This window comes from Mitsuokella apri (genome assembly GCF_051886055.1).
Taxonomy (GTDB): Bacteria; Bacillota; Negativicutes; order Selenomonadales; family Selenomonadaceae; genus Mitsuokella.
The window spans coordinates 30,145-56,515 of the sequence record NZ_JBJEXT010000028.1 but is presented as its reverse complement, the minus strand read 5'-3'; the positions used below and the strand labels follow the sequence as shown (position 1 = coordinate 56,515).

Genomic DNA, 26,371 nt, shown 5'->3' with positions numbered 1-26,371 from the left:
ATACCTCCCCTATTGATTCACGCGATTCACATCCTGTGAATCTTACACATCTTCATCTTCATTGTAGCGAATCCAAACGCATGTTGCAAGAGGGATACAGGGCTTAGCGGCGGCGCGCGTTAAACTTCTCGATCATCTTGACCGGCTTGTACGACTCCTTGGCCTTGCGCAGGCCTTCATGGCCCATGTCCTCTTCGCGGTTGATGTACGTCATATCGCTCCAGGCGTGTTCGACAAAGCCCTGATTGATGGCCGGATAAGCCCCGCGGATATTCGGGTCGGCCTTCTCGACGTGGATGACGGCCGTATCGGCATTAAGGGGCTCACCGAACGTAAAGGCGATGATGCGGTTATCGAGACGGATGGCACCGCCCTTGAGCTTGAAGAAATCATAGTCGTCGAAGATCTCAAGGATGGCCTTGCGCTCCCAGCCGATGAACGGGTCATCCGGTTCATCCTGAATGCGCAGCTTGTACCAATTGTTGAGTTCGATCTTGCAGGCCGTGATGATATCCTCGGTAATCGGCAGATATTCCGCCTCGGGATGGAGCTTGCGGAAGGCGTTCAGGTGATTTTTCTTGGAATGCAGCTTACGGCCCGAAAGACTGATGAGTTTTTCGGCCTCATAGACATAGTCCCAATTGTCGCGGTCGTCTTCGACTTCAAAGTCAGCGTCTTCGTACTGCTGCAAAAACTCTGCATAGGCTTTCTCGATGCCCGTAAAGACCAGCGGGCGCTGCTGCTGCTCAAAATACGCGATGATGTTCGCAGTGGCTTCGGGCCATTTTTCTTCAGCGCAGAACGGCTGAATGGCCATGAGCTCGTTTTCCCATTCGCAGGTCATGTAGAGCACGCCGTCTTCTTCCGCCCATTTGACATGGTACGGCTCGCGCCACATGAAGAAGTTCGTGAAATTGAAATGTGAGTTCTCGTAATAGCCGCTGGCAAAATATCGGTCCAGCACCGGTTTATCCTCTTTGGTTAAATCCTGAAAATTGATGGTACTCATCCCCCTGACCATAAAAAAATCCGTCAGTCATAATCTTACACCTGTTCATTATATCAATTCTGTCAAATGCTGTTTGTGACCCGCTCACGCAGAACTCCGAAATATCATGCCGATGGATTTTCCATCTTGGCGAACTGGCGTGCCGATTCGGCCTGCCTGACGACCTCGCTGAGGTCCGCGCCGTTTGCCGCTGCTACAGCCGCGAGGACTGCCCCTTCGGCAATCGGGCAGTCGACGAGGCGCACGGCTTCGTCGCGGCATTCTTCGACGGCAAGCTCTGCCGTCATGACGGCAGAGCCCATATCCATGAGCACGACCGCACCGTCTGCACCGCAGACATCTTCAATCGCGACTTTGACGCGCTCAAAGCTCGTGCCGAGCAGCCCTTCCTCCAGGCCGCCAGCCGCTTCGATGTGCACGTCATGTGCCATCATCTCTGCAAGTTCCTTTACACCTTCAGCCAATTTCTGGCTGTGCGATACAATTACGATACCAACCAAGGCAATTCCCCCCAATATAAGAATGCGGCCAGTAGCAACTGACCGCATTCGTCAACATTTCTTTTATTTTAGCACGTCAGGCGCTGAGCGTCCACTTATTTATAGTAGCGGACACCGGCCTCAAAGAGCTGCTGGTCCTTGTTGCCCGGTACGTTCTTGGCTACACAGCAGCCAATGCGCTCCGAATGGCCCATCTTGCCGAGCACGCGGCCGTCCGGACTTGTGATGCCTTCGATGGCATCGACGGAGCCGTTCGGGTTGAACGGAATGTCAAGCGACGGATTGCCTTCAGCATCGACATACTGCGTCGCAATCTGGCCGTTTGCCTGCAGCTTTTTGACCGTCTCGGCATCGGCCACGAAGCGGCCTTCGCCATGGGAGATGGCAATCGTATGGACATCGCCGACCTTGACGTTGTTGAACCACGGTGAGAGGTTCGAAATGACGCGCGTGTCGACCATGCACGAAGCATGACGGCCGAGCGTGTTGTGCGTCAGCGTCGGGGAATTCTCCGCGAGGTCGCGGATTTCGCCGTACGGTACGAGGCCGAGCTTGATGAGAGCCTGGAAGCCGTTGCAGATGCCGAGCATGAGGCCGTCGCGCTTCTGCAGCAGGTTCATGACCTCTTCCTTGATGCGCGGATTGCGGAACATCGCCGCAATGAACTTACCCGAGCCGTCCGGCTCATCGCCGCCCGAGAAGCCGCCCGGCAGCATGATGATCTGCGAACGCTTGATGCCATCGACGAGGGCATCGACCGTCTCTTCGACAGCCGTCGGCGTCAGGTTGCGCAGGATGATGGTCTCCGCCGTCGCACCGGCGCGCTCCCATGCTCTTGCCGAATCGTACTCGCAGTTCGTGCCCGGGAATACCGGAATGATGACGTGCGGGCGCGCGATATGCGTCGAAGACGTGACGGCATTGCCCTTTTCGTACGGAACATACGTGGCCGTGCCGCTGACCTTCTTCGTCTGCGTCGGGAAGATTTTCTCAAGCGGCGTCGTGTAGGCCTTCAGGGCCTCGTCAAGGCTGACTTTCAGACTGCCCATCGTGATTTTTTCTTCTGCAGTCGTCCGGCCGAGTTCGTAAACGCCCGTATCGGCGAGAGCCGTCTTGACATCGACATCATCCTCAAGCTCGAGGATAATGGAGCCGTAGTCGGCGCAGAAGAGCTGCTCTTCCATGAGGTCTTTGGCAAATTTGAAGCCAATGCGGTTGCCGAGCGTCATCTTCGTGATGGCTGCGGCGATGCCGCCTACGCCGATGGTCTGTGCGGCGCGGACTTTTCCGGCAGCCGTGAGCTGGCGGATTTTCTCGAAGTTTGCACGCAGTTTCGGGAAGACCGGCAGGTCCTGTGCATCCTTCTCTGCCGGCACGACATAGACATGGCTTCCTGCCTGCTTGAATTCCGGCGAAACGGCATTGCCGGCCTTCATGACGTCGACGGCAAAGGCTGCAAGCGTCGGCGGGACGTGAATGTGCTCAAACGTACCGGACATCGAGTCCTTGCCGCCGATGGCCGGAATGCCGAGTTCATGCTGTGCCCAGAGAGCACCGATGAGGGCGGCAAACGGATTGCCCCATTTTGCCGGGTCTTTGCCGAGGCTCTCAAAGTATTCCTGGAACGTCAGGCGAATCTTCGCGGCGTTGCCGCCGAGGGCGACCATCTTAGCCGCTGCTTCGACTACGGAATACAGGGCACCGTGGAACGGGCTCCAAGTCGTGAACGCCGGATTGAGGCCAAATGTCATGGCCGTGGCCGTCGTCGTCTCCGCGCCGAGCACCGGCAGTTTGGCGACCATGCCTTCTGCCGGCGTCATCTGCGTCTTGCCGCCGAACGGCATGAGCACCGTGTTGCCGCCGATCGTCGAGTCAAAGCGCTCGGCAAGGCCTTTCTGGCTGCAGACGTTGAGGTCGGAAAGGTTCGTCAGCCATGCTTTGTGAAGGTCACTGCCGCAGGCCTTGACCGCTGCCGGCACCTCTGCGAGGTAGCGTTTTGCCGTATCCGGCTGTGCAATGACAGCCGTGACATGCTGGCGCACGCCGTTCGTATCGAGGAAGGCGCGGTTCATCTGAACGATGGCATTGCCGCGCCATTTCATGATGAGGCGCGGTTTTTCCGTGACGACGGCGACAGGCGTTGCCTCGAGGTTCTCTTCATCCGAGAATTTCTGGAAGGCTTCGACGTCCTTCGGGTCGAGCACGACAGCCATGCGCTCCTGCGATTCGGAGATGGCGAGTTCCGTGCCGTCGAGGCCTTTGTATTTTTTCTTGACGGCATCGAGGTCAATGACGAGGCCGTCGGCCAGCTCGCCGATGGCGACGGCGACACCGCCGGCACCAAAGTCATTGCAGCGCTTGATCATGCGTGAAACGCTCGGATTGCGGAACAGGCGCTGAATCTTGCGCTCCGTCGGCGGATTGCCCTTCTGGACCTCTGCACCGCAGGTCGTCAGCGATTCTTCCGTATGCTCTTTCGAGGAGCCCGTAGCACCGCCGCAGCCGTCACGGCCCGTGCGGCCGCCGACGAGCACGATGATATCGCCGGCGGCCGGACGCTTGCGCACGACATTTTCTTTCGGGGCAGCCGCGATGACGGCACCGATTTCCATGCGCTTGGCCATGTAGCCTTCATGGTAGACCTCGCGAACCTGACCCGTAGCAAGGCCGATCTGATTGCCGTAGGAGCTGTAGCCTGCGGCAGCGCCGAGCGTGATTTTCTTCTGCGGCAGCTTGCCCGGAAGCGTCTCACTGAACGGACGGCGCGGGTCAGCAGCACCCGTCACGCGCATGGCCTGATAAACATAGGAACGGCCCGACAGAGGATCGCGGATAGCACCGCCGAGACACGTTGCCGCGCCGCCGAACGGCTCGATTTCCGTCGGATGGTTGTGCGTCTCATTCTTGAACATGACGAGCCAGTCTTCCTGTTTGCCGCCGATATCGGCCTTGACGACAATGCTGCAGGCGTTGATTTCTTCCGACTTGTCGAGGTCATCGAGCAGGCCCTCTTTGCGCAGGGCCTTGGCGCCGATGACGGCGATGTCCATGAGCGTGACGGCGCGGTCCGTATCGGCACCGTACAGTTTATCGCGGTCTTCTTTATACTTGCGGTAAGCAGCCGTCAGGGCCGGCGAGAAGTAGCCATCCTCAATCTCGACATCGTCGATGGCCGTCGTGAACGTCGTATGGCGGCAGTGGTCGGACCAGTACGTATCGATGACGCGCAGTTCCGTAATCGTCGGGGCGCGGTGCTCCGTATCGCGGAAATATTCCTGACAGAACTTGAGGTCTTCAAAGCTCATGGCAAAACCGCGCGCATCCATAAAAGCGTGCAGCTCATCTTCGCTCATGTCATTAAAAGCCGTCAGTACTTCGACATCGGCCGGTTCTTCCGTGACCATGTCAAGGGACTCCGGCTTTGCAAGCGATGCTTCGCGGCTCTCAACGGCGTTGATGCAGTAGTCCTTGATTTTCTGCAGGGCTTCATCGTCAACATCGCCCGTCAGGACAATGACGCGTGCCGTGGCAATCTGCGGACGCTCTTTCTGCGTGACGAGCTGGACGCACTGTGCTGCCGAATCTGCCGTCTGGTCATACTGGCCCGGCAGGTACTCAACCGCGAATATGCGGGAGTCCGCAAATTCCGGCAGCGTCTCTTCATAGACTTTGTCAACAGGGGCTTCTGCAAAGACGACAAATTTGACCTTGTCATACTCTTCATCGCTGAGGCCTTCGATATCGTAGCGGTTGATGATGCGGACCGACTTGAGGCCATCGAGATGGAACGTCTCCTTGAGATCGTCGCAGAGCTGCTGAGCCGGGATGTCAAATCCCTGTCTTTTTTCTACGAAAATTCTTCTTACCGTCATGAGTGCTTTTTCCTCCAAATGCAATATAGATCTGAAACACAGCGTCACAGAATCACAAACAATCCATCGCGATCTTGACCACGACTTTGGTCACGGATGCAGGTGCCCCCACTGCCGCCTGCGGACGGTGCACGTCCGCAGGATAAAGCACGGCAAAGAAGCCCGGCCGCAGGGTGATATCACTTTCCGGCACGAGCTTTTCATAAAAGAGGATATCCTTCTCTTTATTGTAGGGAACGGCCACCTTTAGGTCCGGACTGACCGGGCACCAGCCCAGTCTTTCCTCCCCTTCGACAACGTACTGGATATCTGTAAAGCGCTCATGGCGTTCGGGCCTGCAGTCGGCTGCCGGACGCGTCGTATAGCGCTGCAGATTTGCCGTAATGCCCTTGGCAATCTGGTACGAACCATCTTCCATTTTCGTAAAATCATGCGCATGCAAATACGCAAGTGACTGTTTGATGGCCTCGGCGAGATTTTTGGCATCTTCGGCAAGGATATCCATATTTCCTACAAACATGCGAAAGCTTCCTCCTCATTCCTGCTGTCATGAATGTATTTGCTTCTATATTAGTATTGTACCCAAAACATATGTCAGATGCAAGAAGCCCTCACAATCTTTTCGCAAAGAGACGCCTGTCCTGCTCTTATTCTTCATTTGTCTTTATCATATGGACAAGCCCAGACATCATTTATTCTCGCTTCCCCTTAGGGGGCCGATATGATATAATTATCTTTAACTTCTGTGAATTATTTATGCATGATGACCATCAAGGGAGGATTTCCATATGAAAGAATTGCTGGAGCTGCTCGAGCACGATGCACGCCGTCCTGTCAGTGAACTCGCTTCCATGCTGCACCGCAGCGAATACGAAGTCGAGCAGGACATCAAGAAACTCGAGAAAGACAAGATCATCCTGTCGTACAATACCCTGATTAACTGGGAAAAATTCGGTACGGACACCGTCACGGCTGTCATCGAAATCAACCTGACGCCGCAGCGCGAAGTCGGCTTCGACGCCATTGCGGAGCGCATCTACCGCTTTGACGAGGTCCGCACGGTCTACCTCATGAGCGGCAGCTTCGACCTGCTCGTCATCATCGAAGGCAAGTCTCTGAAGGAAGTCGCCAATTTTGTCGCCACGCGCCTCGCGACGATTGAAGGCGTCACGCAGACGCGCAGCCACTTCATGCTGAAACCCTATAAAAAAGACGGCGTCATCATCAACGACGAAGAGCGTGACCGCAGACTGGTGGTGACGCCATGATTGAGAAGAGAACCGACTGGCAGCAGCGTCTCTCGCCGCGCGTCAATGCCATCGCACCTTCGGGCATCCGCAAATTCTTCGACATTGCTGCCAAAATGGAAGACGTCATTTCCCTTGGCGTCGGCGAGCCGGATTTTGTCACGCCGTGGTCCATCCGCGAGAGCTGCGTCTACGGCCTCGAACAGGGCTATACCTCTTATACGGCCAACCGCGGCCTGCCGGAACTGCGCGAAGAAATCGTCAAGCACTATCAGGAAGAATACAACTGCTCCTATGATGCCGAAACGGATGTCCTCGTGACCGTCGGCGTCAGCGAGGCCCTCGACCTCGTCATGCGCGCCATTCTCGCGCCCGGCGACGAAGTGCTGATTCCGGAGCCCTGCTACGTCTCGTATCAGGCCTGCACGACACTCGCGGGCGGCACGCCGGTATCCGTCCCCGCCAAAATCGAGAACGAATTCCGCATCACGCCGGAAGAACTGGAAGAACACGTCACGCCGAAGACCAAGGCCCTCCTGATAGGCTATCCGAACAACCCGACGGGTGCCATCATGACGCGCAAGGACCTCTTAGCCATTGCAGAATTCGCCGAGAAACACGACCTCATCGTCATTTCGGATGAAATCTACGGCGATTTAACGTACGGCGGTGAAAAGCACGTGGCCTTTTCCTCGCTGCCCGGCATGCAGGAACGCACGATTCTCTTAAATGGCTTTTCCAAGGCCTATGCCATGACGGGCTGGCGCATCGGCTACGCCCTCGGCAACAAGGCCTTCATCAGTGCCATGACGAAAATCCATCAGTACACGATGCTCTGTGCGCCAATCACGGCCCAGATTGCCGCCGTTGAGGCCCTGCGCCACGGCAAGAAATACATGCTCAAGATGGTCGCCGAGTACGACCGCCGCCGTCACCTCATCTACGACGGCTTCACGAAGATGGGCCTGCCGTGCTTCGAACCAAAAGGCGCGTTCTACATCTTCCCGGACATCACGAGCACGGGCTACACCTCCGACGAATTTGCCGAAGAGCTCCTGAAGACCGAACACGTCGCTCTGATTCCAGGCTCCGCTTTCGGCGCCTGCGGCGAAGGCCACGTGCGCTGTTCCTACGCTACGTCAATCGACAAAATTGCCGAAGCACTCGCACGCATCGAGAACTTCCTCAAGAATCACAAAAAATAAAGACAGTTCTTAAAAATAAGGCTTTGCACGCGCGTTTTTTCGCGCTTGCGGGGCCTTATTTTTCTTGCTTGTCATTTCTTCATCGCAGTGCTGGAAAAAGCGCCTTTGCCCCCTTGTCAGCCCTCCATACCATGTTATAATGTAATCGTTTTCAGAGTGATAAACCGCTTTTTATCATAGACTTTTAGAAAAGAATCGAAAGGAGCATATGACATCTATGGATTGGGCAAAAGGCTATCTGCTCATTACACTTACTGCATTTCTCTGTGAATATGTCCGCGTGCGCGTCGACTATCATATTCTCGAACTCGTCCTCATTGTCGCCGCTGTGCCGGTTGTTCTGTTTGGCATCTCGCTGGTTTTCTACCTCATCCTCGCTTCGCTTACCGACCATGTCTGCGACTTCATCGAAAACAGACATTCCGTCGGCCGCATGCGCACCGACCCCTGACAAGCCACGAGGGCTCAAATTGACAATATCATGGTTTCCATGGTATACTATTTTTTGTTCACGATGAACGCGCGCTCGTAGTCCAGTGGATAGGACGTTGGCCTCCGGAGCCGAAAGCGGCAGTTCGACTCTGCCCGAGCGCACCAATTGCACACTAGGCGTATCCGCATGGATGCGCTTTTTTTATAAGTTTTTTGCAATCGATATTTACCTCTCTTTCATATTTCGCTACAATAAAGTAAAATGAAACGTTTTGCTTTTCCGAAAAGAGGATTTTTATGAAACACCCCCTCCTCTCCCTCGTGCTCGTGCTCTGCCTGCTCGCCGGCTTTCCTGTTGCTCCGGCAGAAGCCGGCGCCGATACCTCCGTCCCAAAAATCGTGCGGACGGGCTATACGCTTCCTGACCCGAATGTCCCGGACCCTTCTGCGGTGCCGCGCACGGGCTATATCTACGAGTACCAGCAGATGATCGCCTCCTTCAATAATTGGCAGTATGAGTACGTCTATCACACCTGGAGCCAGATGCTCAAAGAACTCGAAAACGGAGACATCGACCTCATGGCCAACGTCTCCTATACGCCGGAACGCGCGAAAAAATACGACTTCTCCGCCTTTCCGCTGCGCATCGAGACGTATTACATCTTCGTACCGGTGGCCAAAGCCGACGAATACCCCAATGCCGAAGCGCTGCGCGGCAAAAAAGTCGGTGTTGCGAGGAGCACGACGACGGACGACCAGCTTCGGGAATGGAACGAAAAAAACCAGGCGGGCATAAAGATTGTCGAGTTCAAGGATTTCCAGTCGCGCCGCGATGCCCTCGACCGCGGCGATATCGATGCCATCGCCGAATTCACCTCGCGCGTGGAAATCGGCACTTATGTCGTCCCTGTCGTGCGCTACGGCTCGAGCAACTCCTACATCGCCGTTTCGAAAAAACGCCCCGACATCCTCAAAGAGGTCAACGAAGCGCTCGCGATGATCAACGTCTACAATCCTGCCTTTCAGGTCAATCTGAGCCAGAAGTATTTTCTGCATTCGGCCGATGCTGCCATCCTCACGGCAGAAGACAGACTCTGGTTCAAGAAGCACGGCACCATCCGCATCGGCTACCTCCGGCACATGGCTCCATTTATTGAGGAAGGCCCTGACGGCGAGGCGCGCGGCATGTTCCGCGACCTCATCAACCACGGGTTCAAGGCCTTTGAACTCGATAATACGGTCGAGTACGTCCCCTACGATGACCCCGATGAACTCAAGCAGGACCTTATCGCCCATAAAATCAATGCGGCCCTGCCGGTCTACGATACGCCGTGGGAAGATGAAAAGCTCCATCTGCTGCAGACGCCAAATGTCGTCTCCATGCAGATGTACTGCGTAAGCCGCACGGATGAACCGACGACCAAAGATACCATTATTGCCGTGGCGGATGACCTGCCGCCGCAGCTGAAATTCGTCAAAGAGTATTTCCCTGATAACGAAATCCGCCATTACAAAACAGAGGACGAAGTCATCGAAGCCCTGCACAAGGGAGAAGCCGACGCTGCCTTCATGAATCCCTACCTCATCTCCATTTATCTGCAGGGCGAAACGAAGCTCCATCAGACCCTGCTCGATAATACGGAAAATCTGACCATTGCGGTAAGCCCCGTAGACCACCCGCTCTTCATGGCCATAAGCCGCATGAACACACTCTGGGGCGAAAGCAGCATCCGCGAGTCCCTGCTGCGCCACACGGATGAGTCCTTTGTCCCCTCCTTCTGGTACTTCGTACAGAGGCATTACAAGGAAGTCCTGCTGCTCACGGCTTTTGGCGTCATGCTGCTGACTTTCATCATCGCCTTTGCCGTCTTCCGCACGCGCCAAAAAAGGCAGGCCGACCGCATTGCCCGCCACGACTTCCTGACGGGCCTTGAAAACCGCCGTGCCTACGACGAGCAGATTCTGGCCTTGGAAAAGAATCCGCCTCAGCACTGCGCCATCTCGATGATCGACATCAACGGCCTCAAGGCGGCCAACGATACCATCGGTCATAAGGCCGGCGACGAGCTCATCCGCGGCGTGGCCGCCTGCCTGAAAAAAACTTTTGCCGACCCGCGCTGCGCTGGAGCTCCTTATTTCGGCTACCGCATCGGCGGTGATGAGTTCACGGTCATCTGTCTCGTTGACGATGCACTGTTCTGCCAAATCGTAGAGACCTTCCGCGGGCATATCGCCGCCTGGAAGGGCGAATTCTGCGATGCGCTCTCGATTTCATTTGGCTGGGCCAGTCACGAAGAATTCCCAGAGGCCTCAATCGACGAACTCCTGCACAAGGCCGACAAGCGCATGTACGCGGACAAAGCCGCCTACTACCGCCAAGCTGGCATTGACCGGCGCAAACACTAAAAAAATCCCTGCCATGGCTGCAGTTCCATGGCAGGGATTTTTTTATTACGCTTCGCTGTGCTGAAGGATATCTTGAATTTTCGTCTTCATGATGTCAAAGGCCACATCGTTGAGACCGCTGTTGATGACGATGTCCGCAAGATTTTTTGTCGGTTCGACATAGAGATAATGCATGGGCTTGACCGTTGTCAGATACTGATTGATGATATTCTCGAGGTCGCGGCCGCGCTCGTTCATATCGCGCAGCACGCGGCGCAGAATGCGTTCATCGGCATCAGCCTCGACAAAAATCTTGATGTCAAATAGATTGCGCAGGCGCTCATCCTGAAAAATCAGGATGCCCTCGACGATGATGACGCGGCTCGGTTCGATGCGCTTTGTCTTCGCGGAACGCGTATGGCGCGTGAAATCATAGACCGGACAGTCGATGCTCTCGCCAGCACGCAGTTTTTCAAGATGCCCGACGAGAAGGTCTGTATCAAGAGAATCCGGATGGTCGTAATTGATGTACTGGCGCTGTTCAAAGGGAATATCGTCATGCGGCTTATAATAATCATCGTGGTAAATGACCGTGACTTCATCGCCAAAATACGCCTTGAGTCGGTTCGTGAAGGTCGATTTGCCCGAGCCGGTACCCCCAGCAATGCCGATAATGGTCGTCTTGTTCGTATCCAATGCTAAAGTCCTCCCCTGTGTCTGCCCGTTCTTCCTATTTTGTTAGGAAACATTTCTCACTATCTTATCACAGAATTGCCTTTCTGTCTGCCCTAATGCCAAAATCAGCGGCTGACATACGGCTTGATGAGCAGCGTGATAAAGAAAATCACCGACGAAATGACGACAATCGTCGCACCGGCCGCCATGTCAAAGTAATAGGCCAGCGCCAAGCCTAAAAGGCCTGAAAACAGGGCAATCAGCACGGAAAAGACGTGATACTGCTTGACATTGTTCGCGACATTGCGCGCGCCGGCTGCCGGCAGCACAAGCATGGCATTGATGATGAGGATGCCGACCCACTGTATGCTGATGGAAACGACGACGGCCAGCATCGAGGCAAAGGCACTCTCGACCCAGAACGTCTTAATGCCGCGGCTGCGCGCAAACGAAGAATTGATGGACAGCACGAGCAGCTGGTTGAAGATGAATCCCCAGGCGATGAGGCCGAGCACGAAGACGATGGCCAGAGCCGAGATATCCTCCGGGGTAATCGACAGGATGTCGCCAATCAGGAACGAAGAAAATTTATTGAAACTGCCGCCGTGGCTCATGAGCATGAGGCCGAGGGCGATGGCCGTCGCCGAGAACACGCCGATAATCGTATCGGTCGAGGCTGTGCTCTTGTTCTTGATATACGTAATAAAGAGCGCAAACGCCACGGAGAAAATCACGAGCGATAAAAGCGGCGAGACCGAGCCTAAAAGCACGCCAATCGCGATACCCGTAAAGGCACCGTGGCCGAGCGAATCCGAGAAAAACGCCATGCGGTTCGAGACGACCATTGTGCTCATGAGGCCAAACAGCGGCGTGACGAGCAGAACCGCTAAAAACGCATTCTTCATAAAGGCGCTTGTCAGCCAGCCAAACGGCAGGATGATATCCATCACCTGATAAATCATATCCATCAGCTCCATCAGCGTTTTCCCCCTTTCTCATCGGCAGACTTTCTCGCTTCTGTCTCTGCCGCAGCTTCTTTTTCCTCTGTTTCTTCGTGTCCGGCCGGAATATCTGCCGCAGCCTCAAGTGCCGATTCCCCTGCCAGCATGCCAAAAATCTTCTTCGTGCGGCGGTCCGCAAAGACTTCTTCCGGCGTGCCGCTCATGACGACCCCCTTGTTCATCAGCACGACTTGGTCGGCATGCTTGGCGACCATATTGAGGTCATGCGAGATGAGGATGATGGCCATGTCCTCCTTTTCGCGCAGGTCCGCGACAATTTCGTAGAAAAGCTCAAGGCCGTTCTGGTCGACGCCGGATACAGGCTCGTCGAGCAGCAGCAGGTCAGGCATCGGGTCAAGCGCGAGTGCTAAGAGCACACGCTGCAGCTCGCCGCCCGAAAGAGCCCCGAGCCGGCGGTCGATGAGATGCGCCGCGCGCACGCGTTCGAGACTCTTCAGAACACGCGGCCGCAGTTTTTTGGCCGAACAGAGCCAGACCGGCCGGCGCGAAAGGCAGGCCATGAAAATATCCATGACGCTCGTCGGCGAACTCACATCAAAGCGCAGGTACTGCGGCACATAGCCAATCACGGGATGCCCCGTGTGCTTGCCCTTGGCATCGACATAATGGAGTTTGCCTGTGTGCGGCACTTCGCCGAGAATAGCTTTGAGGAGTGTGCTCTTGCCGGCGCCGTTCGGGCCAATCAGGGCCGTGAGCTGCCCGCAGTGGATGTGGATATTGACATGGTCAAAGATGGTCAGTCGGCCAATCTTGACGGAAAAATCCTCGATTTTCGTGCAGCAGAGCTTGGTGCAGTCCGTACACGACGAGGCATGATGGTGAAGAATCGTCTTAAACAATATGCATATCCTTTCTAAATTTCGTCATCTATATAATAGGAAAGTTTCTGTTTATTCTGTGAGCCGGCGGAAGGCGCGGCTCCCCCAGAAAAGGCCCGCGGCCGCATAAGCGATGAGCACGAGCAGGGAAAGCATCGATACCTCCGCACCGCTGCCAAGCCCGCGCAGCAGGTAGCTCGTGTGCGTGAGCGGCAGAAGCTCAATGAAGCAGCGCACAGCCGTCGGCAGGGCGTGCGTCGAAAAAAACGTGCCGCAGAGGAACGACATCGGCAGCAGGATGTAGGTGTTGACCTGTGCCATTTCCTCATACGTGCTGATTTTCATCGCGGCTAAGAAGCCGATCTCTGCAAAGACGATGCAGTTGAGCACGAGGACGAGCAGGAAAAGCGGCGTCATCGTAAAGTGCGCGCCGAAAAGCAGGGCGAGCACGACGATGATAGCCGAGGAAATCAGCGCGCGCAGCACGGCCGCCAGCACCTTGCCGATGAGGAACGCATCGGGCCAAATCGGTGCGATGATGTATTCTTCAAGGCTCTTATGGTAGATGCGCTCCGCATGCACCGGCGTGATGCTGTTGAAACTGATGTTCATGGAATTGAGCGCAAGAATGCCCGGCACGAGAAAATCAAGATACGAGCCCGAACCCACATCGATGCTGCGGCCGAGGCCCCAGCCAAATGCCACGAGGTAGAGCATCGGCGCGACCATGCGTGAGAGAATGAATTTCGTCATGCGGCGCCTCAAAACGACCCAGTCGCGCCAGAACACCGTCCAGACATCCATGAGATTTTCCTGAAATTTCATCGTCTCCCCCTCTCTCCTTTATCCTTTTCCGACGTCAGGGCCAGAAAGACTTCTTCCAGATTCGGCAGTGAGGTTTTCTCGCGCAGATGCGCCGGCGTGTCGAGGTCGACGAGCTGACCTTTCGAGAGAATCGCCACGCGGTCACAGAGAGCCTCAGCCTCTTCGATATAATGCGTCGTCAAAAAAACCGTCACGCCGTGATGAGCCATGTCGCGCACGAGCGACCAGATGCGGCGCCTGACCTGCGGGTCAAGAGCCACGGTCGGTTCATCGAGAAACAGGATGCGCGGCTCATGGATGAGGGCGCGCATGATGAGCAGACGGCGCTTCATGCCACCCGAGAGCCTGCGCACGCCGTCATTGACGACATCCGTGAGCTCAACATACTGCAGGAGTTCTGCGATGCGCGCTTCACGCTCTTTTTTCTTCATATGATGGAGCCGCGCGTGCAGTTCCATATTTTCTCCCACAGTGAGGTCCTGGTCGAAATTGACGTGCTGCGGCACAACACCGATGAGCGATTTAATCTTCCGCGCTTCGGTCCGCGTGTCGAGGCCGTCGTAGAAAATACTGCCGCTCGTCGGCTTTGTCTGCATCGTCATCATGCGGATGGTCGTCGTTTTGCCCGCGCCGTTCGGACCGAGCAGGCCAAAAATCTCGCCCCTGCCCACCGAAAGCGTCAAGTCGCTGACCGCCGTCTTCCAAGAGGCTTTGCCCTGTTTGTCTTTATGGGGAAAACGCTTGACCAGATGATGGAGTTCTATCATATAACTTAGCTGCCTTTCTTTTTCCTTGTACAGTACCTTTTATTTTCGCACAAAATTTTCCATATGAAAAGATATTTTCAAGAGGATTTCTCAAGCCCGCGGCGAATAATTCTCATATACCGAAAATATGCTTCGGTCAAGGAGGAATCGTTATGGATGTAAAACAGAAATTCAACCGCCTGCCACTCGGTCTGCCACTGACGGTCAGCGGTCTTGCCACGATTGCCACGATTTTCGCCGGCAAAAAAGTTCATATCGCCTGCGGCGCCGTCTGGGGGGCCTTGTCCATCCTGCATGGCCTGCAGCATGCGGGCAAAATGAAGCGCGATGTCGAAACGCTCGTCGGCGAAACCGCCAAAAAAGCCGCGGACACGGCAGAATCCATCTCCCTGCATGCCTTCCTCGCCGGCACGGACATCCAGAGCTATGTGCCGGGCCGCGTGCGCGTCTACAATCTCGCCTTGGCCGGCAACGAAAAGCTCGCCGCGCAGGTCACTGATTTTCTCAAATCATTCACGGGCGTCAGGGATGCTGTCGTTTCACTGCCGACGGGCGGTCTGCTCATTACCTACGAACCGGAGACACTGCGTAAGAATCACCATCTCGCCAATATCGAGAAATTCATCGCCGAACATGCGAAAATCAAATAACCTCATAAAAATCATCTTGTGACTGTCGCTGTATGCGGCAGCCTTTTTATTTATACTGATTTTCATTTATTAAATGTTAACATGATGTTAACAAATCCTTTGCAATTCGTCTGCAGAATCCTGTTAGACTGAGGACAAATACAAAGGAGGAAACGTAATGTTCAGTATCAGTAACAAGCATGAGGAGTTCTTTGACTACCTGATGGAAAACGCCGAGAATTTTCACCGTGGGGCTCTGATTGCTCAGGAAGCCATGACCGATATTACCAAGCTGCCGCAGCATCTCGATGACATCGTCGAGCTCGAGCATAAATCCGATGCCGTCAATCAGGATATCATCCATAAACTGTCCGTCATTTTCATCACGCCGATTGACCGCGAAGACTTCTACCGCCTGACCTGTCATCTCGAGGAATGCATCGACTGCCTGCAGGGTGCTTTGATGCGCCTGAACATGTATCATATCGACACGCTGATTCCATCGGCCGCCAAAATCATGGCCCAGATTGTCACGATGTCGGAAGAACTCAAGACCTTGTTCTCACTGTTAAAGAACATCGACCGCAACGAGGCTGAACTCATGGCCCGCGCCGACCACCTCAGCAAACTTGAATCCGAAGTCGACCACATTTACCGCGAGGAAATTTCTGACCTGTTCGACGGCAAAAAGGACCTCTTCGATGTCATTCGCTGGAAAGATATCCTGGAAACGCTTGAAGATACAGCGGATAAGGTCGAGGAACTTGCCAATATCATTAAAGAGGTGACGATGAAGTATGCCTGATACGTCACTCATTATCCTCGTCGTAGTCCTCGCCCTGACGTTCGACTTTATCAATGGCTTCCACGATACGGCCAATGCCATCGCGACCTGCGTTTCAACGCGTGCCATCCGTCCGGGCGTGGCCATCGTCGGTACGGCCATCCTGAACTTCATCGGTGCCATGATTTCCACGGGCGTTGCTAAGACCATCGGCGGCGACATCGTCATGTCGGCTTCGATGATTACCGAAGTCACGATTGTCGCCGGCCTCATCGGCGCCATCATCTGGAACCTCGTCACGTGGTGGTTCGGCATGCCGTCGAGCTCTTCCCACGCCCTGATTGGCGGCATCATCGGTGCCGTCATCGTCTCGGCCGGCATTTCCGCACTCAACGGCTGGGGCATTCTCAAAATCGTCCTTTCCCTGATTATTTCCCCGGTGGCGGCGATGATCTGCGGCTACATCCTTATGAAAATCGTCTTTGCCATCTGTCATTCGTATAAACCGGCCCGCGTCAACCTCACGGCCAACCGCCTGCAGGTTCTCTCGGCCGCACTCATGGCCTTCTCGCACGGCTCGAACGATGCGCAGAAATCCATGGGTATCATTACCCTGGCACTGCTCTCCGGCGGCTTTATCGGCACGCTTGAAGTTCCGGATATCGTCAAACTGCTCTGCGCCGCGGCCATGGCTGCCGGCACGAGCGTCGGCGGCTGGAAAATCATCCGCACCGTCGGCGGCAAGATTTTCAAAATGCATCCAATCCACGGCTTCGCAGCCGATCTCAATTCGTCGCTCGTCATTTTCTCCGCCACGCTCATGCATCTGCCGGTTTCGACGACGCATGTCGTCTCCGGCTCCATCATGGGTGTCGGCTCTGCCGAGCGCGTCAAGGCGGTCCATTGGGATGTTGCACGCCAGATGGTCACGGCCTGGGTCATGACCATTCCCTGCACAGCCCTGATGGGTGCCCTTTCGTACCTCGTGGTACACACATTCTTCTAATCTGCCCATCCTTCATTTCTTATTCTTTCAATTTCTCAAAGCAAAGACACGCCTGCTGCGTCCCTAACGCGGCAAGGCGTGTCTTTGTTTTTGCTGTCTTTTATACTTTACGTTGTCTTATGACGGAAGAGCCAGCCCGCAAGCGGCATCGTAAGGGCCGCCACGGCCACCATCGGCACAAAATCCCACGCGATTTCATTGAGCCCCGCACCCTCGAGATAAATGCGGCGCACGGCATCGATGACAAAGCGCATCGGGTCGGCGTAGGTGACGATCTGCAGGAATTCCGGCATATTGTGCACGGGTGTCACGAGGCCCGAGAGCAGGACCATCGGGATCATCAGCACGAGCAGGTAGACGAGCACCTGCTGCATATTCTTCGCGAGTGAGGAAATCGAGAGCCCGAGGCCCGTCGTGCTGATCATGAAAATCAGCAGCGTCAGAAAAAGCGTAAAGAGGCTGCCCGCAAACGGCACTTCAAACCAGAATCTTGCAATCAAAAAGACCATCGCGGCCTGAAAGAGTCCGACGAGCACCGGCGGCGTCGCCTTGCCGATGAGAATTTCCGTCGGCGAGAACGGCGTGACGAGCAACTGGTCAAACGTCCCCTGCTCACGCTCCTTCGCAATCGAGAGGCCCGCGAGGAACATGACCTGCACAAAGGCAATCATCGCGAGGAAGGAAGGCAGGAACGTCCAGCGCGAGAGCTGGTTCGGATTGAACCACGTGCGCGTCTCGATGGAAACGGGCAGGCTGGCATAGCCTTTTTCCTCACTCCACGAAGCGGCAATCTGCGTGATGTAGCTCTTGACCATGCCCGCAATCATCGGATTGCGCCCATCCGTGATGACCTGCACGGGAGCCTGTTCCCCATGTTCCAGTTTTTTCTCGAAGTCTTCGGGCACAATGACGCCGCCGAGGACGTCACCGGCATCGATGAGCGTGCTGACTTCCTGCACATTGCCGCAGACCGCATAGCACGAAAACGTCGGAGCACCGGCGATATGTGCAAGAAAATCACGCGAAGATGCTGTCGCCGAATTGTCGACGACGGCATACGGCACTTCCTCGATATTGTAATTGGCCGCATAGCCGAACAAAAAACCTTCAATAATAACCGGCATGACCAGCTGCGTGCGCATGCGCGGGTCCTTAAAAAGCGACAGCAGCTCTTTCTGGCAGATGAAATAAAGATGGCGCAGGAAACGCTGCAGCGAAAAATTCATGGCTCCACCTTCTTCCGCGTCATATGAAAGGCCCAGCCGAGGAAAAACAGCGCAAATAAGACGAGAATCGCCGTGTCGCGCGCAATGAGCGGCCAGTAATTGCCCGACAGAAACAGCGATTTCATGAGCTCGAGGTAATACGTCGTCGGGATAAGGCTGCTGACGACGCGAATCGCCGCGGGCTCCGCGTGCAGGTCAAACAGGAAGCCCGACAGCACGACCGACGGCAGGAAGCTGATCATCAGCGAGACATGGCACGCGAGGAACTGATTTTTCGTCAGGGCTGAGATGACGAGGCCAATGCCAAGCGATACGACGAGGTAGAGCATCGACTCGCCGATAATCAGTACGAGCGAACCGCGCATCGGCAGGTCGTAAAGTTCACGGCCAACCACCAGACAGAGCAGCATGCCAATCATGGCGATGACAAAGTACGGAATGGTCTTCGCGAGAATCAGCTCCAAAATCTTCATCGGCGTGACAAAAAGCGACTCAAACGTACCGCGCTCCCATTCGCGCGCCATGACGACGGAAGTCAGGAACACGCCGCTGATGGTCAGCACGAGCATGAGAATGCCCGGCACGTAAAACCACGTGCTCGTATTCGCATCATTGAACCAGATGCGCGGGACAATCTCGATGCCGCCGGCCGCCAGGCCGTGCTTCGCGCCTTCTGACGCGGCCCACGTCAGGATGCCCGCTTCAAAATACCCCTGCGCACTCATGGCCGTCGTCGCTTCCGTGCCGTTGAGGATAACCTGCAGTTTGCCTTTGCCCTCGGCAAAACGCGCCGAAAAGTCAGGCGGCACGACGAGCATCGCATCGACCTTGTGCTTTCGTATCATCGCTTCGCCTTCCTGCAGGGACGGGACAAAGACGGGCTGAAAATACTCTGAGCCCTGCGTAAAGCTCACAGCCTGCCGCGCGAGAGGCGAACTGTCCTCGATGACCACGGCCGTCGGCACGTTCTTGACATCGAGGCTCATGCCATAGCCAATGATCAAAATCAATACCAGAGGCAGCACGACGCCGAGCGCGAGACTGCTGTTGTCGCGCAGAAGTTCGCGCGTCTCCTTGCGCACGAGCGCGGCAAGGCGCCGCCAAAATCCACTTGTCATCATGATGCCGCCCCCTTTGCCCTTTCTTTTTCGCCGCGCGACGTCTCGACGATGGCCACGAAGATATCGTCCATCGTTGCACTGCCCAAGTGCATGCGCTGCCTTATTTCTGCCGGACTGCCGAGCACGAGCATTTTGCCGTGGTCCTGTATCATGAAGCGGTCGCAGTACTCGGCCTCTTCCATAAAATGCGTCGTGATGATAATCGTCGTGCCGCGCTCCGAAAGAGCCGTGATCTCGCGCCAGAACGTGCGGCGTGCCAAGGGATCAATGCCGCTTGTCGGCTCATCGAGAAACAGGATTTTCGGTTCATGGATGAGGGCTGCGGCCATCGAAAGGCGCTGTTTGTAGCCGCCCGGCAGACTGCCGGCCGCCCGGTCCGCTGCATCCTGCAGATGAAATTCCTGCATGACCGCCTGAATACGCTCGTAAAGATGCGCGCCAAAAAGGCCGTAGGCCCCACCAAAAAACCGCAGATTCTCATAAACAGAAAGGCTGCTGTATAAGGAAAATTTCTGCGCGACATAGCCGACTTTCGCGCGCGCCTCGATGCGCGCCGTGCGCAGATTGACACCCGCGACCGAGAGTTTGCCGCTCGTCGCCGGCAAAAGGCCGCAGAGCATGCGGAACGTCGTGGTTTTGCCCGCGCCGTTTGGGCCGAGCAGACCGAAGACCTCGCCGCGGTGAACGGAAAACGAAGTATGCGAGACGGCCGTAAAGTCGCCGAACTTGCGCACAAGGTCCTGTACTTCAATCTCCACAGGCGCATCCATCGGGGAACGGCCCGAAAATGCACCCATATTTTCGGCTGAGGCAGCGGCCTGACTTACAGGCTGTCCTGCCTTGTTTTCATCCTCTTTGAGAAGCGTCATAAAACCGTCCTCAAGGCGCGGCTCGATGGCCTCTGCCCTTAAGGAACGGCGCTTTAAAGGCGCCAGCTCGTCCGGATTTCCGCGCGTGATGAAGCGCACGACACCGCCCGACGGCACGGCATCGATGACGTCTTTTTCCGCGAGCAGACGGCTCTGCAGCGAACGCAGGGGCATACCCGCGGGCGGCGTCACCTTGTAGCAGGTCCCCTTGGCCACCTCGCGCAGTTCATCCGGTGTGCCGATTTTCAGGAAATGGCCGTGATTGAGCACGTAGACTTTTTCGCAAAGTGCCGCTTCTTCCATATAAGCCGTACTCACGAGCACCGACAAACGCTCCTCATGAACGAGCTGCTGCAGAATCTGCCAGAGCTCGCGGCGCGAGAGCGGGTCGACGCCGACCGTCGGCTCGTCGAGCAGCAATAGCTTCGGCGAGCGCACGAGCGTACAGGCAAGGCCGAGTTTCTGCTTCATGCCGCCCGAAAGCTTGCCCGCGAGACGCTTCGTAAAAGGCGCGAGCTCCGTCATCGCGAGGAGATGCGCAAAGCGCTGCTCCCTTATATCCTGCGGCACGCCGTGCAGGTCCGCGTAGAGGTCGAGATTTTCCTGCACGGTCAAATCCTCATAGAGGCCGAACTTCTGCGGCATATAACTTAAAAGGTCCTGTACGGCCTGCGGCTTTTCCGTGACATCAAGCCCCACGACCTGCAAGGTCCCGGAAGTTTTCGTCATCAGCCCGCAGACGAGGCGCATGAGTGTCGTCTTGCCGGCGCCGTCAGGCCCGACGAGTGCCGTAAGCTGTCCTTCCGGCACCTCAAGGTCGATGCCTGACAGGGCTCTGACCTCCGTCCCATCTTTCAGGGTAAAAATCTTCGTGAGTCCCTTTGCTTCGATGATCTCCATGCGATCACCTCCGCTCAAAGTGCAATCTTGACCGTCGCAGGCATGCCGAGGCGCAGGACATTATCATCATCGTCGACATAAACGCGCACCTCGTAGACAAGGGCCGTGCGCAGTTCGTCCGTCTGTACGGTCTTAGGCGTAAACTCTGCTGTGTCCGCGATGTAGCCAATCTGTCCCGTGAGGGGCTTATCCTTCTGGCTGTCAATGTAGACTTTGGCCGTCTGTCCCTCATAAATCTTGCCGAGGTCGTCTTCTTTGACATAGGCGCGGACCCATTTCTTGTCGAGCAGCGACAGCTTAAAGACAGGCGTCGAAGGCGAGGCCATATCGCCGGGTTCCAAGAGGCGCGAGCGGATGACGCCCTTCATCGGCGCGCGCAGCTCGTACTGCGAAAGCAAATATTCCTCACGCGATTTTTCTTCCTCAAGGGCCTGCAGCTGGGCTTCCGCGGCCTGAATATCCTCAGAACGCGGGCCGTTTAAAGCTTCATTGAGCGCTTCTTTGGCCTCATCGACCTCGGCCTGCTTGGCTTCGGCCTGCGAGCGCGCATTGTCGAGGTCCTGCTCGCTGACGCCCTGCACGCTGTCATAGACGGCCTGACGGCGTTCGTATATGCCCTGTGCGTTCGAGGCAGCGGCCTGCGCAGCCTTGAGTTTCTGCTGGGCCTGCGCGATTTCTTCTGAGCGCGTGCCGTTGTGGAGTTTATTGACGGTGCTCTCCTGCGCGGCGATCTGCGCCTTTGTCTTGCGCAGATTGATGTTCAGCTCATCTGTATCGAGCCGCGCGAGGACCTGTCCCTCCTCGACCGTATCCCCCTCTTCGACGAGAATATCCTTGACGCGGTCGCTCTCACGGAACGCCAGTGTCACTTCACGCACATCGACATTGCCCGAAAGCGTGAGTGTCTGGGCAGCGGCTTTTCGGGCCGCTTCTTCATGCTGCTCATAGGCATAAATCCCGACGCCGATGAGCAGTATGAGAATGACAGCAAGGATGCCCTTCTGTTTTCGTTTCATGAAAATCCCCCTCCCAATTCTTTGCGTACTGCAATTCTGAGGTCTGCCAGCAAAATAATAGTTCCGTTCCAAATAAAAAAATATCCTATTCTGCTTATAGGATATTTTTCTAGGAAGAAACATGGAAATCCTCTTTGTCTCAGGAATCCATCAAAATGATTTTTTCAGGAGGAAAATAAAGCGAGAGTTTCGCCGCCGCAATGCGCTGCCATTCCTCCTTCGGCAGCTCCCAGCGGATGCGGCGGGCATTCGTGCCGGCACGGCGCACCATGACGAGATACGAAAATGTATCTTCGATGACATCTGCGACTTCCATGCGGAAAATATTTTTTTCCGGGCACTCGCCGCCCTCGCGGTACTCAAGAAAATGCGCGCGCAGGCCGATATAGGCCGTCTTAGCACTGACTTTGCCTGAAACCTGCAAAGGAAGCTGCCATTCCATGGCTTCTACTGTGTGTTCTCCTGTCTTTCTTGCGGCCGAGACATTCTTGCAGCCTGTCAGCAGTGTCGCTGCCAGAGTATCCGGATGCTCAAACAGTTCATCGCGCGTGCAGACCTTCTGCATCCTGCCGCGGTCGATGACGGCCGCATGGTCGGCCAGACGATAGACCTCGCCGCGGTCGTGCGAAACGAGAATCGCCGCGCCGCCGTACGACTTCAGCACTTCGCGCAGCTCAAGCTCCAATTTCCATTTAAGATAATGGTCAAGTGCTGAAAACGGCTCGTCGAGCAGCAAAATCTTCGCATCGGCCGCCAAGATGCGCGCGAGAGCCGCACGCTGCTGCTGGCCGCCTGAGAGCTCCATCGGATAAGCCCCGCCGAGTTCACTTAAATCAAAGCGTGCGAGATTCTCGCGCACGCGCCGTTCGCGCTCCTCGCGGCTGCCCTTTGCGACAAAGCGGATATTATCGGCAATCGTCATATTCGGGAAAAGGGCAAAATTCTGAAAGAGATAACCGACCTGACGCTGCTGCGGCGAAAGGTTGATGCCCTTTTCGCTGTCAAACAGCACACGGCCATTGAGTACAATGCGCCCTTTATCCGGCCGTTCGAGTCCTGCAATACATTTTAAGGTCATGCTCTTGCCGCAGCCAGAGGCGCCGAGCAGGGCAAAAACTTCATCGCGCACGGCAAAATCTGTCTTGAGTGTGAAATTGCGCAGTTTTTTTTCAATATTGACGAGCAGTTCCATCTTCATATCCTCCTATGCTGCGGCACGCCTGTGCGTGAAATCACAATATTCATCAGGCTGACAAAGACGAGCGAGAATATGATGATGACCACGGCCCATTTAAACGCAAGGTCATAATCATTGGCCTGCACGGCAGCGTAGACGGCCGTGCTCATCGTCTGCGTGACTCCGGGGATATTGCCGGCGAACATAATGGTCGCGCCAAATTCGCCGAGTGCACGCGTAAAGGCCAGCACCAGGCCGGCTAATATACCCGCGCGGGCATTCGGCACGAGCACATGCCAGAAGATGCGCCATTCTGAGACGCCGAGCGTGCGCGCCGCACCTAAGATATTCGGGTCAATCTGCTCGAAAGCGCCGCGCGCCGTGCGGTACATCAAGGGCAGGGAGACAATGATGGCCGCCATGACCGCGGCCTTCCACGTAAAGACAATCGTGATATCAAACTGCAGTAAGAATTTACCGATATAACTGCGCTTGCCAAAGGCCAGCAGCAGGAAAAAACCGACAACGGTCGGCGGCAAAACGAGCGGCAACGTAATAACGGCATCGGCAAAGCCCTGGAAACGCCGCATGCGCGCGACGACCAGAGCCAGGCCGATGCCGAGAAAGAACGTGACCACCGTTGCCACCACGGCCGTTTTCAGCGTGATGAGAAGCGGTGCATATTCCATTATTTTACCTCGAAGCCATACTTTGCAAAGCGTTCCTTATTTTTATCATTCGATACGAATGCTAAGAAATCCTTTGCCGTGTCAAGATGTTTCGTATCTTTCAGGATAGCTGCCGGATAGATGATATCCTTGTGCGTGCCGGCCGGAGCTTTGGCGACGACGCGGACATCATTCGAAACGGCCGCATCCGTAGCATAGACGAGACCTGCATCGGCTTCACCCGAAGCGACCCAGGCGAGAACCTGACGGACATCGGAGCCATAAACGGCCTTGGCCTTGACGGCATCAAGGATGCCGAGCTTCTTGAGGATTTCTTCCGAATACTGACCGACCGGTACGCCTTTCGGTTCACCGAGGGCGATATGCTGGAGCTGGCCGCTCGTCAGCTGGTCAAAGGAAGTGATGTCCTTGCCGCCTTCTTTCGGTACAATCAGCACGACCTCATTCTGCAGCAGGTCCTTGCGCGTGCCGTCAGCGAGCAGGCCCTTCTTGTCGAGGGCATCCATCTGCTTCTGCGCAGCCGAGAAGAACAGGTCGGCATTGCCGCCATTCTCGATGGCCTGCTGCAGGGCACCCGAACTGCCGTAGTTGAATACGACTTTGACATTCGGATGCTCTTTTTCGTAATCCGCACCGATTTCATTCATGACATCCGTGAGGCTCGCTGCCGCCGAAACATGGAGCTCCACAGGCTCCTGCGACGACGACGATTTCGTTTCACTGGCATTCTGACTGCCGCCGCAGCCCGTCACCAGGGCCAAAAGGCAGACCGCCATCAGGGCAAACAGTTTCTTCATATACATTCTCCTTTTCAAGAACGGAAGGAAATATCATTTCTAATATTTCCCTGTGGGTTTTACCCAGGCTCAATCTCGTAGACTCATCGTCCTTAGAGATTTTCGCTCGGAGTATCGACTTTATTATTATAGCAGAAAACTATATCACTTCACGATGATTTTTTTCACATTTGTCCGGGTTTATCGCATAAAATAAAAAATCCGCCTGCCGAGAGACGGATTTTTCAGATGTGTGATATGGAAATAAAAAGTCAGAACGACTGCAAATTATTTTGCTTCCAAAGCATTCCAAGCGTCGTTGGCGCGCTCGAGATAGAGGTCCTGGATGGCCTTGTTCTCGCCGATGCCGTGGATGTAGGCATCGACTTTATAGCCGGCGGCTTCGAGGATGGATTTATGCGAATCCGGGTCAGAGCCTGCCATATCATTGTTGGCATGGTCACCGGCGACCATCATCATCGGCATCAGCGTGACGTGCTTGATGCCATTTGCCTTGAGCTTCGGCATGACCGTCGCAAGCGATGGCCAGCCTTCGACCGTGTAGACAAAGACATTCTTGTAACCAAGCTCATCGATTTTCGCCTGAATGACGGAATAATAGGCGTTCGAAACCTGCGGCGTGCCGTGCGCCATGATGAGGATGGCATCGTGTTTGCCCTGTTTTGGGAACTGCGTGGCCAGTGCCTTGATGGTCTCCGTAACATCGTCCGGCTGGTTTTCCTGTCCCTGCCAGTACATCAGCGACGTGCCGAGCGTCATTTTCTTGAACTGGTCCTTGTAGTTCTGATAGACGCCGAGGTCGTAGTTGTACTCCATGCCTGGGATGACATCGAGCGAGACGAGCGCGACGCGGCTGTAGCCATCGGCCTTGAGCTGCTGCAGGGCTTCCTCCGGCGTCGGGAACTTGATGCCCTCTTTTTTCGCCACGCGGTCGATGATGATGTGTGACGTGTAGGCCGTCACGACCTTGACGCCCGGATGGGCAGCCTTGATGGCATTGACGGTTGCATCAATCGTCTTGGCGCGCGTGTCCTTGTACGTCGTGCCAAACGTCATGACGACAATCGCATCTTTATTGGCCGTATCTTTAAGTTCGGGGTTCTCATTCTTGAGCACGCCGATTTCTGAAGCCTGTTTCAGGGCCATCGTCGCGTTCTTCACTTCCGGATTGAGCTGGTACGAAGCCTCTGTCACAGCCTGATTCCAGCCGAAGGCAGCCGTGCATACGAGACCGGCCGCCAGCATTTTCTGCCAATGTTTCATTTTTTTCCTCCTTCGACAAACCATATAGAAATAAAAAAGGCTCTTTTCGCACGCATGCGAAAAAAGCCTTCCTATCGTAAAAAACTGTACCACAAAGACACAGCTTTGCTGATAGCAATCGCCTTCCCATCGCTCGC

At 55.4% G+C, this 26,371-nt stretch carries 24 protein-coding genes, 1 tRNA gene and 1 riboswitch; of the genes, 8 read left to right on the top strand and 17 right to left on the bottom strand.

Annotated features, from left to right (window positions below; translation table 11 throughout):
• Positions 1-103: 103 nt before the first annotated feature.
• The 4 genes from ACI4OH_RS03085 to ACI4OH_RS03070 form a co-directional block, all read right to left on the bottom strand.
• The gene (locus ACI4OH_RS03085) at positions 104-1,009 is read right to left on the bottom strand and encodes a DUF2156 domain-containing protein (protein ID WP_435720773.1); all 906 of its coding nucleotides are present in this window, start codon (positions 1,007-1,009) and stop codon (positions 104-106) included.
• A 104-nt stretch (positions 1,010-1,113) separates the two neighbouring features.
• Positions 1,114-1,509 carry a dihydroxyacetone kinase phosphoryl donor subunit DhaM gene (dhaM, locus tag ACI4OH_RS03080; protein ID WP_432646065.1) on the bottom strand — a complete coding sequence of 132 codons (396 nt, stop codon included), beginning with the start codon at positions 1,507-1,509 and terminating at the stop codon, positions 1,114-1,116.
• Positions 1,510-1,604: 95 nt separating this feature from the next.
• Positions 1,605-5,381, bottom strand: a complete 3,777-nt coding sequence (locus ACI4OH_RS03075) for a phosphoribosylformylglycinamidine synthase (RefSeq protein WP_435720774.1) — start codon at positions 5,379-5,381, stop codon at positions 1,605-1,607.
• A 52-nt stretch (positions 5,382-5,433) separates the two neighbouring features.
• Positions 5,434-5,901 (bottom strand): NanQ anomerase/TabA/YiaL family protein, encoded by a 468-nt coding sequence (locus ACI4OH_RS03070; protein ID WP_432646067.1) that lies wholly within the window; start codon positions 5,899-5,901, stop codon positions 5,434-5,436.
• A gap of 268 nt (positions 5,902-6,169) precedes the next feature.
• Between ACI4OH_RS03070 and ACI4OH_RS03065 the strand changes: the two genes are divergently transcribed.
• The 5 genes from ACI4OH_RS03065 to ACI4OH_RS03045 all read left to right on the top strand — a co-directional run bounded on the left by ACI4OH_RS03065 (position 6,170) and on the right by ACI4OH_RS03045 (position 10,671).
• Entirely contained in the window at positions 6,170-6,649 is a 480-nt protein-coding gene (locus ACI4OH_RS03065; protein ID WP_295630449.1) for an Lrp/AsnC family transcriptional regulator, read from the top strand.
• Entirely contained in the window at positions 6,646-7,833 is a 1,188-nt protein-coding gene (locus ACI4OH_RS03060; protein WP_435720775.1) for a pyridoxal phosphate-dependent aminotransferase, read from the top strand. The genes ACI4OH_RS03065 and ACI4OH_RS03060 overlap by 4 nt, the downstream gene beginning before the upstream one ends.
• 217 nt (positions 7,834-8,050) lie before the next feature.
• Entirely contained in the window at positions 8,051-8,284 is a 234-nt protein-coding gene (locus ACI4OH_RS03055; protein WP_435720776.1) for a hypothetical protein, read from the top strand.
• A gap of 71 nt (positions 8,285-8,355) precedes the next feature.
• Positions 8,356-8,430, top strand: a tRNA-Arg gene (locus ACI4OH_RS03050).
• 132 nt (positions 8,431-8,562) lie between these two features.
• Positions 8,563-10,671, top strand: a complete 2,109-nt coding sequence (locus ACI4OH_RS03045) for a transporter substrate-binding domain-containing diguanylate cyclase (RefSeq protein WP_439784146.1) — start codon at positions 8,563-8,565, stop codon at positions 10,669-10,671.
• Positions 10,672-10,716: 45 nt separating this feature from the next.
• On the opposite strand, the gene udk is transcribed toward ACI4OH_RS03045, so the two are convergent.
• The 5 genes from udk to ACI4OH_RS03020 all read right to left on the bottom strand — a co-directional run bounded on the left by udk (position 10,717) and on the right by ACI4OH_RS03020 (position 14,757).
• Positions 10,717-11,346 carry a uridine kinase gene (gene udk / locus ACI4OH_RS03040; protein ID WP_432646769.1) on the bottom strand — a complete coding sequence of 210 codons (630 nt, stop codon included), beginning with the start codon at positions 11,344-11,346 and terminating at the stop codon, positions 10,717-10,719.
• Between the two features lie 104 nt (positions 11,347-11,450).
• Positions 11,451-12,293 carry a metal ABC transporter permease gene (locus ACI4OH_RS03035; protein ID WP_439784190.1) on the bottom strand — a complete coding sequence of 281 codons (843 nt, stop codon included), beginning with the start codon at positions 12,291-12,293 and terminating at the stop codon, positions 11,451-11,453.
• Positions 12,294-12,301: 8 nt separating this feature from the next.
• Positions 12,302-13,186, bottom strand: coding sequence for a metal ABC transporter ATP-binding protein (locus tag ACI4OH_RS03030; protein ID WP_439784145.1), 885 nt, complete (start codon positions 13,184-13,186; stop codon positions 12,302-12,304).
• Between the two features lie 51 nt (positions 13,187-13,237).
• Positions 13,238-13,990 carry an ABC transporter permease gene (locus tag ACI4OH_RS03025; protein ID WP_439784144.1) on the bottom strand — a complete coding sequence of 251 codons (753 nt, stop codon included), beginning with the start codon at positions 13,988-13,990 and terminating at the stop codon, positions 13,238-13,240.
• Positions 13,987-14,757, bottom strand: a complete 771-nt coding sequence (locus ACI4OH_RS03020; RefSeq protein ID WP_439784143.1) for an ABC transporter ATP-binding protein — start codon at positions 14,755-14,757, stop codon at positions 13,987-13,989. Before ACI4OH_RS03020 ends, ACI4OH_RS03025 begins: the two co-directional genes overlap by 4 nt.
• Positions 14,758-14,909: 152 nt before the next feature.
• Here ACI4OH_RS03020 and ACI4OH_RS03015 point away from each other — a divergent pair, with 152 nt between their 5' ends.
• The 3 genes from ACI4OH_RS03015 (at position 14,910) to ACI4OH_RS03005 (ending at position 17,176) form a co-directional block, all read left to right on the top strand.
• Positions 14,910-15,407, top strand: a complete 498-nt coding sequence (locus ACI4OH_RS03015; RefSeq protein WP_439784142.1) for an HMA2 domain-containing protein — start codon at positions 14,910-14,912, stop codon at positions 15,405-15,407.
• A 157-nt stretch (positions 15,408-15,564) separates the two neighbouring features.
• The gene (locus ACI4OH_RS03010; RefSeq protein WP_295630486.1) at positions 15,565-16,191 is read left to right on the top strand and encodes a DUF47 domain-containing protein; all 627 of its coding nucleotides are present in this window, start codon (positions 15,565-15,567) and stop codon (positions 16,189-16,191) included.
• Positions 16,184-17,176: an inorganic phosphate transporter gene (locus ACI4OH_RS03005; protein ID WP_439784141.1), complete on the top strand. Its 993-nt coding sequence runs from the start codon at positions 16,184-16,186 to the stop codon at positions 17,174-17,176. Before ACI4OH_RS03010 ends, ACI4OH_RS03005 begins: the two co-directional genes overlap by 8 nt.
• 107 nt (positions 17,177-17,283) lie before the next feature.
• Here ACI4OH_RS03005 and ACI4OH_RS03000 read toward each other — a convergent pair whose 3' ends face one another.
• From ACI4OH_RS03000 to ACI4OH_RS02965, 8 genes are all read right to left on the bottom strand, one after another.
• On the bottom strand, positions 17,284-18,402 hold the full coding sequence (locus ACI4OH_RS03000; RefSeq protein ID WP_439784140.1) for an ABC transporter permease: 1,119 nt from the start codon (positions 18,400-18,402) through the stop codon (positions 17,284-17,286).
• On the bottom strand, positions 18,399-19,523 hold the full coding sequence (locus tag ACI4OH_RS02995) for an ABC transporter permease (protein WP_439784139.1): 1,125 nt from the start codon (positions 19,521-19,523) through the stop codon (positions 18,399-18,401). Before ACI4OH_RS02995 ends, ACI4OH_RS03000 begins: the two co-directional genes overlap by 4 nt.
• On the bottom strand, positions 19,520-21,292 hold the full coding sequence (locus ACI4OH_RS02990) for an ATP-binding cassette domain-containing protein (protein WP_439784138.1): 1,773 nt from the start codon (positions 21,290-21,292) through the stop codon (positions 19,520-19,522). Before ACI4OH_RS02990 ends, ACI4OH_RS02995 begins: the two co-directional genes overlap by 4 nt.
• 14 nt (positions 21,293-21,306) lie before the next feature.
• Positions 21,307-22,308 carry an HlyD family secretion protein gene (locus ACI4OH_RS02985; protein WP_432646759.1) on the bottom strand — a complete coding sequence of 334 codons (1,002 nt, stop codon included), beginning with the start codon at positions 22,306-22,308 and terminating at the stop codon, positions 21,307-21,309.
• A gap of 139 nt (positions 22,309-22,447) precedes the next feature.
• The gene (locus tag ACI4OH_RS02980; protein WP_439784189.1) at positions 22,448-23,500 is read right to left on the bottom strand and encodes a sulfate/molybdate ABC transporter ATP-binding protein; all 1,053 of its coding nucleotides are present in this window, start codon (positions 23,498-23,500) and stop codon (positions 22,448-22,450) included.
• Between the two features lie 2 nt (positions 23,501-23,502).
• Complete coding sequence (modB, locus tag ACI4OH_RS02975; RefSeq protein ID WP_439784137.1) at positions 23,503-24,174, bottom strand: molybdate ABC transporter permease subunit; 672 nt, start codon at positions 24,172-24,174, stop codon at positions 23,503-23,505.
• Entirely contained in the window at positions 24,174-24,977 is an 804-nt protein-coding gene (gene modA, locus ACI4OH_RS02970; RefSeq protein ID WP_439784136.1) for a molybdate ABC transporter substrate-binding protein, read from the bottom strand. The genes modB and modA overlap by 1 nt, the downstream gene beginning before the upstream one ends.
• A riboswitch (molybdenum cofactor riboswitch) is annotated at positions 24,963-25,095 on the bottom strand. It overlaps the preceding gene by 15 nt.
• Positions 25,096-25,238: 143 nt before the next feature.
• Entirely contained in the window at positions 25,239-26,234 is a 996-nt protein-coding gene (locus tag ACI4OH_RS02965) for a sirohydrochlorin cobaltochelatase (protein ID WP_435720790.1), read from the bottom strand.
• Positions 26,235-26,371 lie beyond the last annotated feature (137 nt).

Bases quoted from the DNA above. Each gene is read 5' to 3' on its own strand.
- ACI4OH_RS03085 (WP_435720773.1), bottom strand. From the start codon at position 1,009: ATGAGTACCATCAATTTTCAGGATTTAACCAAAGAGGATAAACCGGTG.
- ACI4OH_RS03075 (WP_435720774.1), bottom strand. From the start codon at position 5,381: ATGACGGTAAGAAGAATTTTCGTAGAAAAAAGACAGGGATTTGACATC.
- ACI4OH_RS03010 (WP_295630486.1), top strand. From the start codon at position 15,565: ATGTTCAGTATCAGTAACAAGCATGAGGAGTTCTTTGACTACCTGATG.
- ACI4OH_RS03060 (WP_435720775.1), top strand. From the start codon at position 6,646: ATGATTGAGAAGAGAACCGACTGGCAGCAGCGTCTCTCGCCGCGCGTC.
- modB (WP_439784137.1), bottom strand. From the start codon at position 24,174: ATGGAATATGCACCGCTTCTCATCACGCTGAAAACGGCCGTGGTGGCA.
- ACI4OH_RS03065 (WP_295630449.1), top strand. From the start codon at position 6,170: ATGAAAGAATTGCTGGAGCTGCTCGAGCACGATGCACGCCGTCCTGTC.
- ACI4OH_RS02995 (WP_439784139.1), bottom strand. From the start codon at position 19,523: ATGATGACAAGTGGATTTTGGCGGCGCCTTGCCGCGCTCGTGCGCAAG.
- ACI4OH_RS02980 (WP_439784189.1), bottom strand. From the start codon at position 23,500: ATGGAACTGCTCGTCAATATTGAAAAAAAACTGCGCAATTTCACACTC.
- ACI4OH_RS02965 (WP_435720790.1), bottom strand. From the start codon at position 26,234: ATGAAACATTGGCAGAAAATGCTGGCGGCCGGTCTCGTATGCACGGCT.
- ACI4OH_RS03020 (WP_439784143.1), bottom strand. From the start codon at position 14,757: ATGATAGAACTCCATCATCTGGTCAAGCGTTTTCCCCATAAAGACAAA.
- ACI4OH_RS02985 (WP_432646759.1), bottom strand. From the start codon at position 22,308: ATGAAACGAAAACAGAAGGGCATCCTTGCTGTCATTCTCATACTGCTC.
- ACI4OH_RS02990 (WP_439784138.1), bottom strand. From the start codon at position 21,292: ATGGAGATCATCGAAGCAAAGGGACTCACGAAGATTTTTACCCTGAAA.
- ACI4OH_RS03070 (WP_432646067.1), bottom strand. From the start codon at position 5,901: ATGTTTGTAGGAAATATGGATATCCTTGCCGAAGATGCCAAAAATCTC.
- ACI4OH_RS03025 (WP_439784144.1), bottom strand. From the start codon at position 13,990: ATGAAATTTCAGGAAAATCTCATGGATGTCTGGACGGTGTTCTGGCGC.
- modA (WP_439784136.1), bottom strand. From the start codon at position 24,977: ATGTATATGAAGAAACTGTTTGCCCTGATGGCGGTCTGCCTTTTGGCC.
- ACI4OH_RS03045 (WP_439784146.1), top strand. From the start codon at position 8,563: ATGAAACACCCCCTCCTCTCCCTCGTGCTCGTGCTCTGCCTGCTCGCC.
- ACI4OH_RS03055 (WP_435720776.1), top strand. From the start codon at position 8,051: ATGGATTGGGCAAAAGGCTATCTGCTCATTACACTTACTGCATTTCTC.
- ACI4OH_RS03035 (WP_439784190.1), bottom strand. From the start codon at position 12,293: ATGGATATGATTTATCAGGTGATGGATATCATCCTGCCGTTTGGCTGG.
- ACI4OH_RS03005 (WP_439784141.1), top strand. From the start codon at position 16,184: ATGCCTGATACGTCACTCATTATCCTCGTCGTAGTCCTCGCCCTGACG.
- ACI4OH_RS03000 (WP_439784140.1), bottom strand. From the start codon at position 18,402: ATGAATTTTTCGCTGCAGCGTTTCCTGCGCCATCTTTATTTCATCTGC.
- ACI4OH_RS03015 (WP_439784142.1), top strand. From the start codon at position 14,910: ATGGATGTAAAACAGAAATTCAACCGCCTGCCACTCGGTCTGCCACTG.